We start from the raw sequence: 13667 nt of genomic DNA, 5'->3' as shown, positions 1-13667 counted from the left end.
TATTCTTTTGCTGAGCGTGATTAAAAGGGGTCGAGGATTGTAGAAAGATTCAACAGCATCTAAACATCATAAATTATAACACAGGCAGAAGTAGGATACAAACAAAACTGCACAAACTTTTGTGCATGTTAAGAAATTATGCGCGGAAACCGATTTTCCTGAAGACCACGGTTTCTGTTTTATGGAAAATTTCTATTTCAATTTATGCCAACGGGATGATACCCTATATATAAAATAAATAGACACTTTCGCCCCCCGGTAGGTGCGGTTAGGAAACCGCACCGGTTTGGAGTGTCTCATTAATTCTAAGGTCCACTATAGTCACTTAAACAACAGGGGATAGACCATGGCGACAGACGCAAACATCCACGCTTTAGTGATTACCGGAGGACACGGTTTTGAGCAAGAACCGTTTTGGGAGATGTTCAATAGTTTTGATAATTTCAGTTATGATACCGTTGTCTTTCCAGATGCGTTCAATTACTTGAACGTTGAAGCGGCAAAGAATTACGATGCGCTCGTTTTCTACGATATGTGGCAAGAAATCACTACTGATCAGCAGGCGGCATACCTTGAACTGCTAAATCGTGGTAAACCGATTGTCTATCTGCATCACGCCCTGATTTCATTCCAAGACTGGGATGAATTCGACCGAATCGTCGGTGGCGTGTGGGAGGAAGGCAAAGGCACGGTGAAGCACAACGTTCAGTACACCATCCAGATTGCAGATCCCACTCATCCGGCGACGAAAGAGATGCAGGATTTCGAGATTGAAGATGAAACGTACGGGAATTTCGACGCCAATCCCGACGTACATGTTCTACTCAGAGCAGAACATCCGGAGAGTGCCCCGGTGATTGGTTGGACCCATCGATACGGTAATTCCCAAATTGTATACATCCAGCTCGGCCACGACGGACTCGCCTACGGCAATCCGGGGTATCGCTCACTGGTCGATCAGGGGATCCGCTGGGTTGTGGCGGCGGAGAACTAGGAATCAGTTAATTCCAAGTGATTCTCTTGAATAGTCATGTGGTCGGCAAACTGTGTTAAGCAGGACTACGATGGAGCAAGTTCCGCCATGCCTTGGCTGTGAGATTAACTGCTATGACAAAACCGTATATCGGCGATCGATACGAAATTCAGTTGACCGATTTGAGCTATTCTGCAGCCGCTGTCGGCCGCATTAACGGGATTGTCACATTTGTCCGCCGAGGGGGACCGGGTGAAACGGCGCAAGTCGAGATTACTGAAGTGAAGAAGCGGCATCTGCACGCCCGAATTAACGAAATCATCTCGCCCTCTGCAGATCGTTGTCCTGCACCCTGTTCCTACTTTGATGCCGGGTGCGGTGGCTGCCAATGGCAGCATATCGACGTTGATGCCCAACTTGATGCAAAGGAGCGAGTGCTCATTGAGGCGTTGAATCGAATTGGCGGACTATCATCTCTGCCTGATATAATGTGCCATCCCGCACCTCAACCGCTTGCCTATCGGAATCACATCCGTCTAGCTATCACTGCGGTCCGACCTCAGGTTGAATTCGGATTCAAGCAAGAAGGAAGCCACGATATGCTTCCGATTGACCGGTGCGAGATCGCGCTGCCAGCAATCAACCGAGCCCTGTCGCAGATTGCCGATTTAATAAAAGATCTCCGGTGCTTTCGGGCGGCTGAGTTGACACTGCGGACTTCTGCCACAACGGGCGAGGTCATGCTTATCCTGATTTTTCCGAAGGGGTACAAACCGCGCCTTAAAGTCACTGACAGAGTTTTGCAGAACTATCCGGCGATCCACTCGATCTATATTCAGACCGGGGTGCGAGGGCAGCCTGTACAGATTGCAGGCAGAGAAACACTATCCGAAACCGTCAGCGGTCTATATTTCGAGGTTGGCCCTGATACCTTCTTTCAGAACAACCTCGCTGGACTAGAACAGCTTGTCAGAATTGTGCAGCGCCACGCTCAAGTGAACCGCCCGACCGTGGCTATTGATGCACATTGTGGTGTTGGGGTATTTACGTTGCCGGTTGCCGAAACTGCGAAAGCTGCCTTTGGACTGGACCTCCAAAGGGGGGCGGTTGCGCTGGCGACCAGTAACGCTAAGACCAACGATATTACAAATGCAAACTTCCGCGCTGGGCATCTTGCCAAGCTAGGCAGCGTCAAGGCGGATTTAGTGCTTCTCAATCCGCCACGAGGCGGGTGTTGGTCGGAAGATCTGGAAGCCCTCGATCGAATTGCTCCGCAGCACATCCTATACATCTCTTGTGATCCCACTACCCTTGCTCGTGATCTGTCTAAACTCAGTGCGAAGTATGAAGTCGCGTCCTTGGACCTTGTGGATCTCTTTCCGATGACCTATCATTTTGAAACGGTGGTTGGGTTGCAACGACTATGAAAAATCACCTTAGATTTGCGTTTCCGTCTGTGCTTAGAGGAGTTTATGGACATTGAATATCGCGCGCCGCGTAACGAAACTGAACTTGACGATACAATTGACTGCAGTGTTCGTGCTTTCGGGGACTTAGGGGATAGACGATATCGCTTCACAAACTTTGTCAAACAGGATCCGTGGCTTGATCTCAATAATACGCGTGCCTGCTTTATAGACGGGAAGGTTGCTAGCGTTGTACAGGTCTTTGACCGCGCTATGCGTATTGGGAATTGTGTCGTGCGGATGGGTGGAGTCGGCAGCGTCGGTACACCTTCAGTACATCGTCGCGCTGGCTATTCATCGAAGGTGGTACGGGACACTGTCCGGTATATGCGAACGGCGGGTTACGATCTCTCGATGTTGTCTACAGGCATCCAATCGCATTATGCCAAGGCAGGTTGGGTAATCTATCCGACCTACAGCATGGAGCTGCCCCTACCCCCAACGCTTGGGGAATTGCCTGCTGATGTGGCTATCGAACAGTATGAGCCTAATCGAGATCTGCCGGCGTTGCAAGCGATTTTCGATCAGTTTAATACCAATCGAACGGGGACTTTTATAAGAAACACTGAATACTGGTGCAACCGACCGACGTGGAGGCCGTACGATCCATCGCTGTATTGGGTTGCTAAACAGGGCGGAACAACCGTTGCCTATCTGCAAGCTGAACGATGGAGGATAGCTGAATTCGGCTATCTTGCAGATGCGGAGCAGGCGATGATTGCGTTATTCTGTCACTTGTTCCGTTGTGCGAGGGCGGAGGGCGTTCAGGAAATCGACGGACTAGCACCATCGGAGAGCCGAAAGATATTCGAGACGATGGGGTGCTCTGTTCGGAGACGCGAACGGAGTAATATTATGTTTTTAATCACCAACTTTGAATCGTTATTGACAAAAGTTAAACCGCTGTTGGAGGCGAGGCTCAGGGCTTCAGATCTTTCGGCGTGGACTGGTGCTATTCGCATCTGTTACGAAGCCGACGAACGAACATTGGTTATTCAGGATGGAAGAATCAGTATTGCGCAAAACAGAGCATTGCCGGCAATCAACCTCTATGTCAGTCAAACGCAGCTGCTGAAACTGCTATTTGGGAATATGAGCGCCGAGCAGCTGATTTTTTCCAACGGTTTGCAGATTCGCGAAGTTGGTTTGCTCAATGCACTTTTCCCGGCAGGTGAACTATTCATATGGTGGCTGGACCGAATCTAATCGGCCAGCTGGCCTACTATCCAAGCCGAGGGGGTCCAGTAAATAGGCCACAAATACATAGCTCCAAGAAAAATACAACATACCCACTCTTCAATAGATAGCAACTTGGATTATATTGGATCGGCGTCTCTTTCTGTGTTTGGAGAAATTTATTAATATTGAATATCGTGCCCCGCATAATACAACTGAGCTTGACGATACGATTCAGTGCAGTATTCGTGCTTTTGGGGGCTCAGAGCATATCCAACATCTCTTCGTAAATATTGTCGAACATGATCCATGGTTTGACCTCAATAACACACGTGCCTGCTTTGTAGATGGTAAGGCTGCTAGTGTTGTACAGATTTTTGAACGTCCCATGCGTATCGGGAATTGCGTTGTGCGGATGGGCGGTGTCGGCAGTGTCGGCACAGATCCATCCCATCTTCGCGCCGGGTATTCATCGGGAGTACTGCGAGATAGCGTCCGGTATATGCAAGCAGCGGGCTATGATCTCTCGATTCTTGGTACCGGCGTCCAATCGCACTACGCAAGGGCGGGCTGGGTAATGCATCCCACCTACAGTATGGAACTGACCCTGCCTCCGACACTTGGGGAAGTGCCCCCTGACGTGACTATTGAGTTGTGCGAACCGGATCGAGATATGCCTATGTTGCGAGCGATCTTCGATCACTTTAACGCCAATCGAACAGGTACGTTTGTGAAAAATGCTGAGTATTGGACTAATCGACCTAAGTGGAGGACATATGATCCGTCGTTGTATTGGATTGCTAAACAGGGCGGAACAACCGTTGCCTATCTGCTAGCAAAGCAGTGGGAAATAGGCGAATTTGGCTATCTACCCGATGCGGAGCAGGCGATGACTGCGTTATTTTACCGCTTCTTCCATCGTGCGCAGGCGGCGGGTGTGCAGGTAATCGGTGCGCCAGCGCCCGCCCAGAGTCGAAAAATGTTTGAGGGGATGGGTTGCTCCGTTCGGAGGCGAGAGAACAACAACGCTATGTTTTTGATAACCAACTTTGGATCGCTATTGAGAAAGATTAAGCCGTTGTTGGAGATGAGGCTCAGGGATTCGGACTTTTCGGCGTGGAGAGGTGCTATTCGCGTGCGCTATGAAGCCGGTGAACAGATGTTGGTTATTGAGGACGGGGCGCTCAGTATCGCTCACGAGAGCGTGTCGCCGGAGATCGACCTCTGCGTTAGTCAAACGCAGCTGCTGAAGCTCCTATTTGGAAATATTAGCGCCGAACAGATCGTGTTTTCCAACGGTTTGAGGATCAACGAAATCGGCCTGCTTGATGCACTTTTCCCAGCCGGTGAGCTGTTTATGTGGCGGACAGACCGATTCTAATCGAGGATAAAATGCAAACTGAACTTCTCAATGATATTGAGGCAGCTTTCGGAAAGGTTTCGGTAACACCGCCAATTAATGACGTGTATCCAGATTTCTTCTTTGGTATCCCCTCTGGGGTTCTGGACGATGTCTATGCACGGATTGGAATTATCCGGGCTGCCGACACGCCTGTGCTCGTCCTTGCAGTAGACGCATTGGGATTTGGAGTCGCTGAGATCTCGGCACTTGAGGAGGTGATTGGTAACGCAACCGGCATTCCACCAACGCGCATCCTGATCACAGGCAGCCACAGCCACTCGGCGCCAATCTTGTGTCCAATTGACCTGTTTGGTGGGTTTAGCCCCTACTTTGATGGTCTGTGTGATCGCGTGGCCGAACTGGCAAGAGATCTGCTATCCCGCATGGAACCTGCTACGCTCTCGTTCGGGAAGTCGAGATGTGATTTTAATGTGAACAGACGCCTGATAACTCCCGAAGGAACGTGCGTATCGGGTCCAAATCCGGATGGAGTGGTCGATAAAAGCGTCCCAATTCTCGCATGTCATCGTGCAGATGGTTCGTTGGCGGGGGTGTTCTTCAGCTATTGTTGTCATCCGACAATTCTGTTAGGTCCAGAGGTTTCAGGGGATTATCCCGGACAAACCCAACTGGCGTTGGAAGCACGATACCGGCAGGCAGTTGCACTGTACCTACCCGGTATGTTCGGAAATGTACGTCCAAACTTGTCGGACGGAGATGGCAGATTTAGGAAAGGCACCCCTATTGACGCGCTGCGCTGCGGGAGTCTGTTAGCGGATGCGGTAGATGGTGCTCTAAAGGTTTGCGACCCAGTTTCGGTGGATGCGATTCGCACCCAACGGCTACACCGTCCGCTTCCACTTAATAAGCCGCCATCGTGTCAGACGCTTGATGAGATTGCCGCCCAAGCGGTCAAATCCGCGCAGGCGAGCGACGAAGAAAAAGCGGGGCAGTCGTTGTACCATGCAGGCTATCAACTGGCGATGCGTCAGTGGGTGCAACAGATCCAGTTGGAAGGGGTGGAGCGCCGTGTCCCAACAGCGGTGAACTATACCTTCTCGCGCTGGGACATTGGCGATGTTCACCTGATAACTTTTTCGGGTGAGTTCTTCTTAGAGTACGGGTTGTATGCCCAGTCACTGCTAGGATCGGATCGAACGTTCACGCTCGGTTACACGCAGGGTTGCCAGACCTATGTGCCGACTGCACAAGCCTTGGTCGAGGGTGGCTATGAGCCGAACGCTTACAAGCGCTGGAGGCAAAGTGCACCATTTGCGCCTGAGGTTGAGGAAGCCGTCAAATCAGTAATACGGGAATTGGTCGAGGCTTAAAATCGTGTCATGATCTCATAGTAGATGTCAACTGCTTTCAAGACCTGTTCACAATCAACCCACTCAACTGCGGCATGTGCCTGATCAATGCTCCCGGGACCAAAGACAATCGATGGAATACCAACAGAGGTGAACTTGCTGGCGTCAGTACCGTAGGGAACACCTGTGATCGCTGATTTCCCAATTACGGATTCACACGCACGGACAGCGACCTGCACGATGTGTGCATCTTCGGGTGTTTCCATCGGGTTATCCTTGAGATACGGTGTTTCCATTCTGACATCCAAGTCAGGGTCGGCGGCTTGGGCGCGCTCTAGCCGTTCTTGAAACGGTACAAGGGCTTCGTCCGGTGTTTCGCCGGGGATGACACGACGGTCTATATCAATAATGCATTCGTCTGGCACAAAGTTGACCTGCACGCCCCCGGAAATCACGCCGATATTGAGTGTTGGACTGCCGGTGAGTGGATGGCTCATGGAATCGTAGGTCGGTGCGATTTCCTCCTCAATCGCCCGAACCAGTCGCGTCATCTTTGAAATAGCATTGATACCAAGATACGGCTTGGCGCTATGTGCAGCGACCCCTTTGACGACGATGTGGAAACGTGCCAACCCTTTGTGTGCGCGGATGACCTCCAACTCGGTTGGTTCGGAGACGACTGCTGCATCCGCCTTGACAGTTTTTGCCAATCGTATTGCGCCTTGAAAACTGTACTCCTCATCTACGGCACCGGCGTATTTGATGGTGCACGGGGGTTTAATTCCCGCGTCCTTGAAGCGCTTCATCGCGTGTATCATGGCCACGCCGCCGGCTTTGGTATCGCATGCACCGCGTCCGTAGAGCAGACCGTCGCGGATATGCGGCTCATAAGGTGGTATAGTCATAACGCTGACGGAAGCAGTATCCATGTGACATTCAAATAGTAACACACGATCTGGATTCTCACCTTCTAGTGTGGCGATGATATTGCTTCGCCCCGGTAACACTTCGTCTGTCTCGTAGGGGATATCTACGGCATCGAAGAAATCGGCAAGATATTCAACCATACCAACCTCACCGCGCTCCCCGCCGGGTAGACTGGCGTTTATGCTCTCAATCGCTACAACATCTTGCAGCGTGGCAAGGACCTCATTATCACTACGCGCCCACGATTGGCTCATCAAATCTCTCCTTTATGTAAAGTATGAATCCTTTGTTGTTGGGGCAGGTTTCCTCACCCCGATTTCATTGAGGACAGGCTCTGCCCGCGATCACAGGTCGGGAAACCTGTGTCTATGGTCGCTACTCTATTCTTCCCAACGATACATCTTCCTCGGTGTCGAATCTGCTCTTGCCGCTTCCCAAGCGTCTATCCAAGCTTGATGGTCGCGCGTTACCTTCCCCGGATGTTCCCCGCTGCGTACCTGAATTCCGGGCAGCGGTCTACCCCCCGGTTTCCGCGCATCATGCCAGCGGAGATCTAAACTCCAGCGAACCTCACCCGACAGGTTCGGAAGTGAGCCGTGTGGAGTTCGACAGTGGATGAAAATCACCCCACCCTTCTTTACTGGTAGCATCACCGGTCCACCTTCGGGCATTACCTCTGGCGCAATCTGCCAGCCATAGGGACACCGCACATGCCTCCGAATCTCGCCCTGATGTAGACCCGGATAGAGGTGTATTGTTCCATTTTCTTTGGTCGCGTCTATAAGCGGAATCCACGTCGTCACAACGAGCGTGTCGTCCGCCTCCGGCAGGAGCACGGCGGCATCCTGATGGAAGGGCGACTGTTGGATCCAGTTGTCGAACCCTTCGTCCATCAGGGGTTCTGGTAATTTTGGACGCACATGATGCGTTGGATTGCAGTAAATCTCTGGACCAACAAGTGATTCAAGTAGATCTAGTAGATTCGCGTTATGCAGGAAGTCGAAGATTGGGCGGCGAAGATTCACCGGAAATGATACCTGTCCCTGCAAGGGATCGCCTGCCTCCTTGGTCAGCCAAGCGATACGCCGCTCGAAGGGTTGAGTTTTATGACGTTCCCTTATTTTTCCTTCGGCATATAGCTCGTCGGCGATAGTATCAATAAGTTCCTCAAAGTCCGCAATCAATGGATTCAGGTCTTCGTCGCTTAAAGCATTGTCCACTACCAGATAGCCGTTTTGGTGAAAGGCTTGGACCTGTGCTTGGGTGAGACTCATCGATAAGCCCTCTCTGAACGCAATCTCATTTTGTTGGCTTTCCCACAAGTCGGGGTGGGTCCGCGCGCTTTAGCCGAACTAGGATCGCAATCCGGACAGAATGGCCTCCGCCAACTCCATTGTCTTAATCGCCTCATCCAGGTTCGCTGCAGGGAGTGAAACCGGGCGGTCTGCTTTGATACAATCCAAGAAGTATCGGTTCTGCTCCTCTGTACCACTAGTGCCTCTGCCGGTCAACTGATGCTGTTTGCCATCGCAAAAAACAGTTCCCTGCGACACCCCTTCGAGATAGGCGGAGATGTCCCGTCCGTGAATCTCATAACGTTCGAGGCGGGCGTCCGTCGTGTAGTTAGCGGCAAGGTGTGCAACACAACCGTTCTCAAAGAGGATGAGTCCGGCGTGGACATCTTTGTAATCGGAGATTGTGCGACGCACGACGCTATGTACTTCCTCTACCTCCGCCCCTGCGATGGCGCGAACGATATCGAGCGCGTGTATAGGAGTTTCAAGAAACAGATTGTCCATCAGATGTTCGGGGAAGCGACCTGATTTTATGAATCCGGTAACACTCTTGTGGAACTCCCCGACAAGTTGGGTCACAGCGCCGCGTGCCTCGACCATCTCTCGCGCTTTGACGATTATGGGGTGGAAACGGCGATTCCAACCGACCATGCCTTTGGCGCCTGTGCGGGCGGCGGCATCGCGCAAAGCGGTTGTTTCTGCGACGCTCATCCCCGGCGGTTTCTCCATCAGGGTGTTGACACCGCGTTCTAGACAAGGTAACGCTGCCTGCCCGTTGAGATGTGCCGGCGTTGCAACGAATACCGCATCCAACGACTCGGCCTCTAGCATCTCATCGACACTAGCATAACGTCCCGCTGCATTGAACTCATCGCCAGCGGCGTTTCGTGATGCTTCAATCGGATCACAAACAGCGACCATGTCTACATCATCAAATTCTTGGAGCACCCGTGCGTGCCCAAGACCACGTCCACCGCAGCCGATTAAGGCAACCTGTAATTTCGACATGAATTTTTGCCTCCATATCTCGTTATTGTTCATCTGCCCGTTGTGGGTATGGCAGCGAATAAATTGGTTCATTAGTTCACTAATGTACTCATGAACTTTTGAACCAATGAACAGTCCCTCCCCGTCTACGGTTGAAGTTGTCGTAAGTGTTGTTCAGCATCTTCTTTCCATTCGGCGGGTGGGTCGAGTTCAAGGAATTTTTTCCATCGATTAATAGCTTGCTGTGTTTTGCCGGTGTATTCATACATCAGGGCAAGATTATAATTTGCCGTCAAATTCTTGGGATTTATCTGAATCACCGTTTCAAACTGCTCGGTCGCTGCACCCAGCTGATCTAGATAGTAAAGTGTACTTGCGTAGCTAAGCAGCGTTGAAACATGGTTCGGTTGTAACTCTAGTGCTTTCTCCAATGTTTCTTTAGCGCGCCCAAAGTCGGTGCTATAACTGCTGTAGAGATCGCCAAGCCGCTGATAGGCTCTGACGGATTCAGGGTTGATTGCCAATTCCTTCTCAAAGTGACTGATCGCTTTGGCATGGTCACCCTCCGATTCTGCAATCAACCCAAGCTGCAGATATACCTCTTTGTACTGTTTCTTGAATTGAAGGGTTTTCAGCAGTATATCTTTGGCCTCCTCGCGTTGATCCAAATCTACGTACGTCATGCCGAGGTAGTAGTATCCATCAGAATTGTTCGGTTCTAACGCGATTACCCTTTTGAAATCCTTCACGATCTGGCCATATCGGTAGAGTGTGTCACCAATCTGTTTGTAGCGACGAGTGATTAACCCGCGATATAGGTAGGCTGGTGCATAGTCGGTTTTTAGACTGATGGTTTTGTTGTATTCCTCTACTGCCATTGCCGCATAGGTGTCGAAATCCTCCAATGTTTGGGCGTAGCGGTCTAGCAGACGGGCATAGCGGAAGTGCCAATCATAATTGCTGTCATCGTATCGGTTTGCGAGTTCGAGGCGCTTGATTGCTTTCTGAATATCTTCGCGTTCTTCAAAGATTACTGCGAGGCTGTACTGTGCATAGGGATGGTTTGGTTCAATCTCTAATCCCGGCTCATACACGCGGATAACGTGATCTTTCTCGCCTCGTCGCAGATAGAACGCGCCTAGGCGAAGGAACGGATCCGCCCTAGATGAATCGAGTCCGATTATTGTCTCATACCGTTTGATGGTGTTATCAATATCCCCCCGTTGTTCATACAGGTCCGCGATTCGATAATGAGCATCAAGGCGACTCACATCCAGGCGGATGGTTTCCAAGAAGGCATCGAGCGCTTCTTCAGAGTCCCCTGATTCAAGGTGCAATATGCCGGCGAGATAGTACGCCTCAGCATTCGTTGGTTCGATTGCTATTAACTTTGTCAGCATTGTCAGCGCGTTCTGTGGTTCTTTCTGCCACTTAAAGATCTGCGCTGAACGCATTAGGGCATCTGTATGGTTTCGATCAAGTTCATGGATACGGGCATAAAGGCGCAGTGCATTTTCGGTGTCGCCCAATGCTTCGAAGCTGCGTCCAAGCAGGTATGTCGCTTCGACATCTTCCGGGTAGATGAGAAGGAATTTGCTGAAAGGCTCAACTGCCAAATCAAATTGCTCGGCATCGAAGACGGATTTGCCCTGACTAAAGAAATACCGTTCCAGCTCCGGATCCAGTTCAATTGTACGTCTATAGGAGGCTCTTGCCTGTTCATGATTTTCCTGTTGGTAGTAAGCGTCTCCTAAAAACCTATAGGTGTCTAGCAAGTGCTCCGGTGCGAACTCGATATCCGGTTGGGTCTTCTTAGAGCCAATCAACGCTAGGGTCTTTTCATAGTATTGGATAGCAGCAGTTAGATTGCCCGTGTCAGCTTCGATTTGAGCGTAATGGAAGGTTGCCCGTGGATCATCGGGGAGCACCGCCAAAAACCGCTTGAGGATAGATTTTGCCTCACTCCTACCCATCAACCCGGCATGATAAGGTGCTAGCTGTTCCATGAAGTAGTTTTTGAGCGACGGATCTGTCTCGATCGCTTGCTTATAGTGCTCAATTGCAGCCGCTTCCTCGCCGGTGGCGTAATAGAGTTCACCAAGTTGGAGGAGCACGGCGGTGTGCCTTGGATCTATGCTGTCGATAATACGCCGAAATATGTCGGTTGCTCCCGCTTGGTTCCCTGATTGGACGAAAATCGTGCCAAGTTCATACAGATCTTCTGAGGTGTAAGGCTGGTATTTCCGTCCTGCCTCATATTCTCCCCATGCATCGTCGAAAAAGCCATCCTTGGCGAGGACTTGACCAAGTTTGAAATAAGCGGGTGCAAATTTAGGATCGCGATTAATTGCTTCCTCCAATGCTTCTCTGGCAGCGTCATCGTTCCCAAGTTTGAAGTGAGCCAATCCAATTCCGTAGTAAGGACGCGCCCATTTTGAGCTCATTTTCTGCACTGCCTGAAACGATTCAAGCGCAGCGCCGGGGTCATCCTGTTGGAGTTGGATTTCACCGAGCCGATAGTAGGCGGGATAATACTTGGGATTCAATTGCAAGCACGCCTCCATCGCTTGGGCTGCGAGTTCTAACTTATTCTGTTCTTGATAGATTGCGCCGAGGCTGAAATGTGCCTGCGACAGGGTTGGCTCAAGCGAGATAGTCTGTTCAAATTGGTTCGCAGCTTTTTCAAATAGAAGGGCAGTTTGCGTCGTGTCTATTCGCCCTTGGTTGGCGTAAGCGTAACCCAGACCATAGTGTAGACCTGCATTGGCGCGTTCTGTTTCTGCATCGGCTTCGTAAAGGGAAATCAGATCTTCGAGATGGCCCTTCTCTTTCCACTTGTTGACCAAGTCTCGATGTTTCTTTATCTGTTTTTCGGGCTTCTTCTCCTTGAGGACGTTACGGTAATCTTTTTGAATTGCCTCACGCGACTGTTCGCTCCCCGCCGCAATCGTAGCCGCTACGATTGAAAGTATCAACATCAGGAGTAGATATCGAAATAGCATCGACTGCGTTGATTTCATCTGTCTTTTGCTCCTTATTACTGTCACAGTGCGACTAAACAGAAGCGAAATCCTCTTTGCGCCGGTTCTGGGATATCGTCACTGCTAGTTTCATCGCTGCCTTCATACTGCTGGGATCTGCCTGATTCTTTCCTGCGATATCGAACGCTGTGCCGTGGTCGACGGACGTCCGAATAATGGGAAGCCCTAGGGAGACGTTGATGGTGTTTTCAAAGTCTAGCAGCTTCATAGGCACATGTCCTTGATCATGGTACATCGCTACCACTAGGTCATATGCACCCCTGACCGCCTGTATGAAGATTGTGTCGGCAGGGAACGGCCCCTCGCACACCATTCCCATATGTTGAGCCGCTTGGATTGCAGGGACGATTCGTTCAAGATCCTCAGTTCCAAACAGACCATTTTCGCCGGCATGCGGGTTGAGACCACACACAGCAATTCTCGGTTGGTCAAAGCCGAGCGATTCAAGTGCTTCGTTACCGAGTTGAATGGTACGTAGGATTCTAGGAGCGTCTAACTCACAGGCATTCCGCAGCGAGCAGTGGGTGGAGACGTGAATGACCCGGAGGCGATCGTTGACGAGCAACATCCGTGACTCTGCTGCTTCGGATAAATCAGCGATAAATTCTGTATGGCCCGTGAAATTTTGCCCTGTTAAGGACACCGCTTCTTTATTCAAAGGGGCAGTAACCATAGCAGCCGCCTGACCATCAAGGCAAAGCTGCGTTGCCATACGGACATATTCGAGGGCGGCACGACCACAGACGGCATTGAGTTTTCCTACAGCAAACTGGGAAGGCTCTAGTTGACGTAAATCTAGCAGACAGACCTGTGCCGTTTCGACAAGTTGCCGCGCCGTTTTGTCACAGGACCATTCGGCAGAGATTTGTGCGCTATCTTGGACGATACAGTTCGGTGGCTCCAGACCGATCTGCTTTCCCACCATGCTTAGGATGGCGGCGTCGCCGATGACCAGCCAGCGAGCGGTGTTGAATAACTCCCGATCTGCTAATGCCTTGAGGACAACTTCAGGACCAATACCAGCCGGATCGCCGGTAGTGATTGCAATTGTTGGTAATGTTTCATTTTCCATATCAGAGGGGTCTTCCTC

10 protein-coding genes are annotated in these 13667 nt (G+C 50.8%); 5 read left to right on the top strand and 5 right to left on the bottom strand.

What is annotated here, in order from left to right:
* The first annotated feature begins 346 nt into the window (after nt 1-346).
* The 5 genes from J4G02_01710 (at nt 347) to J4G02_01690 (ending at nt 6348) form a co-directional block, all read left to right on the top strand.
* On the top strand, nt 347-994 hold the full coding sequence (locus tag J4G02_01710; GenBank protein ID MCE2393310.1) for a ThuA domain-containing protein: 648 nt from the start codon (nt 347-349) through the stop codon (nt 992-994).
* 113 nt (nt 995-1107) lie between these two features.
* A complete protein-coding gene (gene rlmD, locus J4G02_01705; GenBank protein MCE2393309.1) occupies nt 1108-2400 on the top strand; it encodes a 23S rRNA (uracil(1939)-C(5))-methyltransferase RlmD in 1293 nt (430 codons plus the stop codon).
* 45 nt (nt 2401-2445) lie between these two features.
* On the top strand, nt 2446-3645 hold the full coding sequence (locus J4G02_01700) for a GNAT family N-acetyltransferase (protein ID MCE2393308.1): 1200 nt from the start codon (nt 2446-2448) through the stop codon (nt 3643-3645).
* A 139-nt stretch (nt 3646-3784) separates the two neighbouring features.
* Nucleotides 3785-4996 (top strand): GNAT family N-acetyltransferase, encoded by a 1212-nt coding sequence (locus J4G02_01695; protein MCE2393307.1) that lies wholly within the window; start codon nt 3785-3787, stop codon nt 4994-4996.
* Between the two features lie 11 nt (nt 4997-5007).
* Nucleotides 5008-6348 carry a hypothetical protein gene (locus J4G02_01690; GenBank protein ID MCE2393306.1) on the top strand — a complete coding sequence of 447 codons (1341 nt, stop codon included), beginning with the start codon at nt 5008-5010 and terminating at the stop codon, nt 6346-6348.
* Here the strand turns inward: J4G02_01690 and J4G02_01685 are convergent.
* From J4G02_01685 to pdxA, 5 genes are all read right to left on the bottom strand, one after another.
* On the bottom strand, nt 6345-7508 hold the full coding sequence (locus J4G02_01685; protein MCE2393305.1) for a M20 family metallopeptidase: 1164 nt from the start codon (nt 7506-7508) through the stop codon (nt 6345-6347). The genes J4G02_01690 and J4G02_01685 overlap by 4 nt on opposite strands.
* A 126-nt stretch (nt 7509-7634) precedes the next feature.
* Nucleotides 7635-8528 (bottom strand): phytanoyl-CoA dioxygenase family protein, encoded by an 894-nt coding sequence (locus tag J4G02_01680; GenBank protein MCE2393304.1) that lies wholly within the window; start codon nt 8526-8528, stop codon nt 7635-7637.
* Nucleotides 8529-8606: 78 nt separating this feature from the next.
* Nucleotides 8607-9557, bottom strand: a complete 951-nt coding sequence (locus tag J4G02_01675) for a Gfo/Idh/MocA family oxidoreductase (protein MCE2393303.1) — start codon at nt 9555-9557, stop codon at nt 8607-8609.
* A gap of 125 nt (nt 9558-9682) precedes the next feature.
* Nucleotides 9683-12556, bottom strand: coding sequence for a tetratricopeptide repeat protein (locus J4G02_01670; GenBank protein MCE2393302.1), 2874 nt, complete (start codon nt 12554-12556; stop codon nt 9683-9685).
* Nucleotides 12557-12590: 34 nt separating this feature from the next.
* Nucleotides 12591-13649: a 4-hydroxythreonine-4-phosphate dehydrogenase PdxA gene (gene pdxA / locus J4G02_01665; GenBank protein ID MCE2393301.1), complete on the bottom strand. Its 1059-nt coding sequence runs from the start codon at nt 13647-13649 to the stop codon at nt 12591-12593.
* Between the last annotated feature and the right edge of the window lie 18 nt (nt 13650-13667).

It is taken from the genome of Candidatus Poribacteria bacterium (genome assembly GCA_021295755.1).
Taxonomy (GTDB): Bacteria; Poribacteria; WGA-4E; order WGA-4E; family PCPOR2b; genus PCPOR2b.
Note: the sequence above shows the minus strand (reverse complement) of the source record. Positions and strands in the feature narration are given on the sequence as shown.

What these genes read in the sequence shown, in the direction of transcription:
- J4G02_01710 (MCE2393310.1), top strand. Translation starts at nt 347, where the DNA reads ATGGCGACAGACGCAAACATCCACGCTTTAGTGATTACCGGAGGACAC.
- rlmD (MCE2393309.1), top strand. Translation starts at nt 1,108, where the DNA reads ATGACAAAACCGTATATCGGCGATCGATACGAAATTCAGTTGACCGAT.
- J4G02_01700 (MCE2393308.1), top strand. Translation starts at nt 2,446, where the DNA reads ATGGACATTGAATATCGCGCGCCGCGTAACGAAACTGAACTTGACGAT.
- J4G02_01690 (MCE2393306.1), top strand. Translation starts at nt 5,008, where the DNA reads ATGCAAACTGAACTTCTCAATGATATTGAGGCAGCTTTCGGAAAGGTT.
- J4G02_01685 (MCE2393305.1), bottom strand. Translation starts at nt 7,508, where the DNA reads ATGAGCCAATCGTGGGCGCGTAGTGATAATGAGGTCCTTGCCACGCTG.
- J4G02_01680 (MCE2393304.1), bottom strand. Translation starts at nt 8,528, where the DNA reads ATGAGTCTCACCCAAGCACAGGTCCAAGCCTTTCACCAAAACGGCTAT.
- J4G02_01675 (MCE2393303.1), bottom strand. Translation starts at nt 9,557, where the DNA reads ATGTCGAAATTACAGGTTGCCTTAATCGGCTGCGGTGGACGTGGTCTT.
- J4G02_01670 (MCE2393302.1), bottom strand. Translation starts at nt 12,556, where the DNA reads ATGAAATCAACGCAGTCGATGCTATTTCGATATCTACTCCTGATGTTG.
- pdxA (MCE2393301.1), bottom strand. Translation starts at nt 13,649, where the DNA reads ATGGAAAATGAAACATTACCAACAATTGCAATCACTACCGGCGATCCG.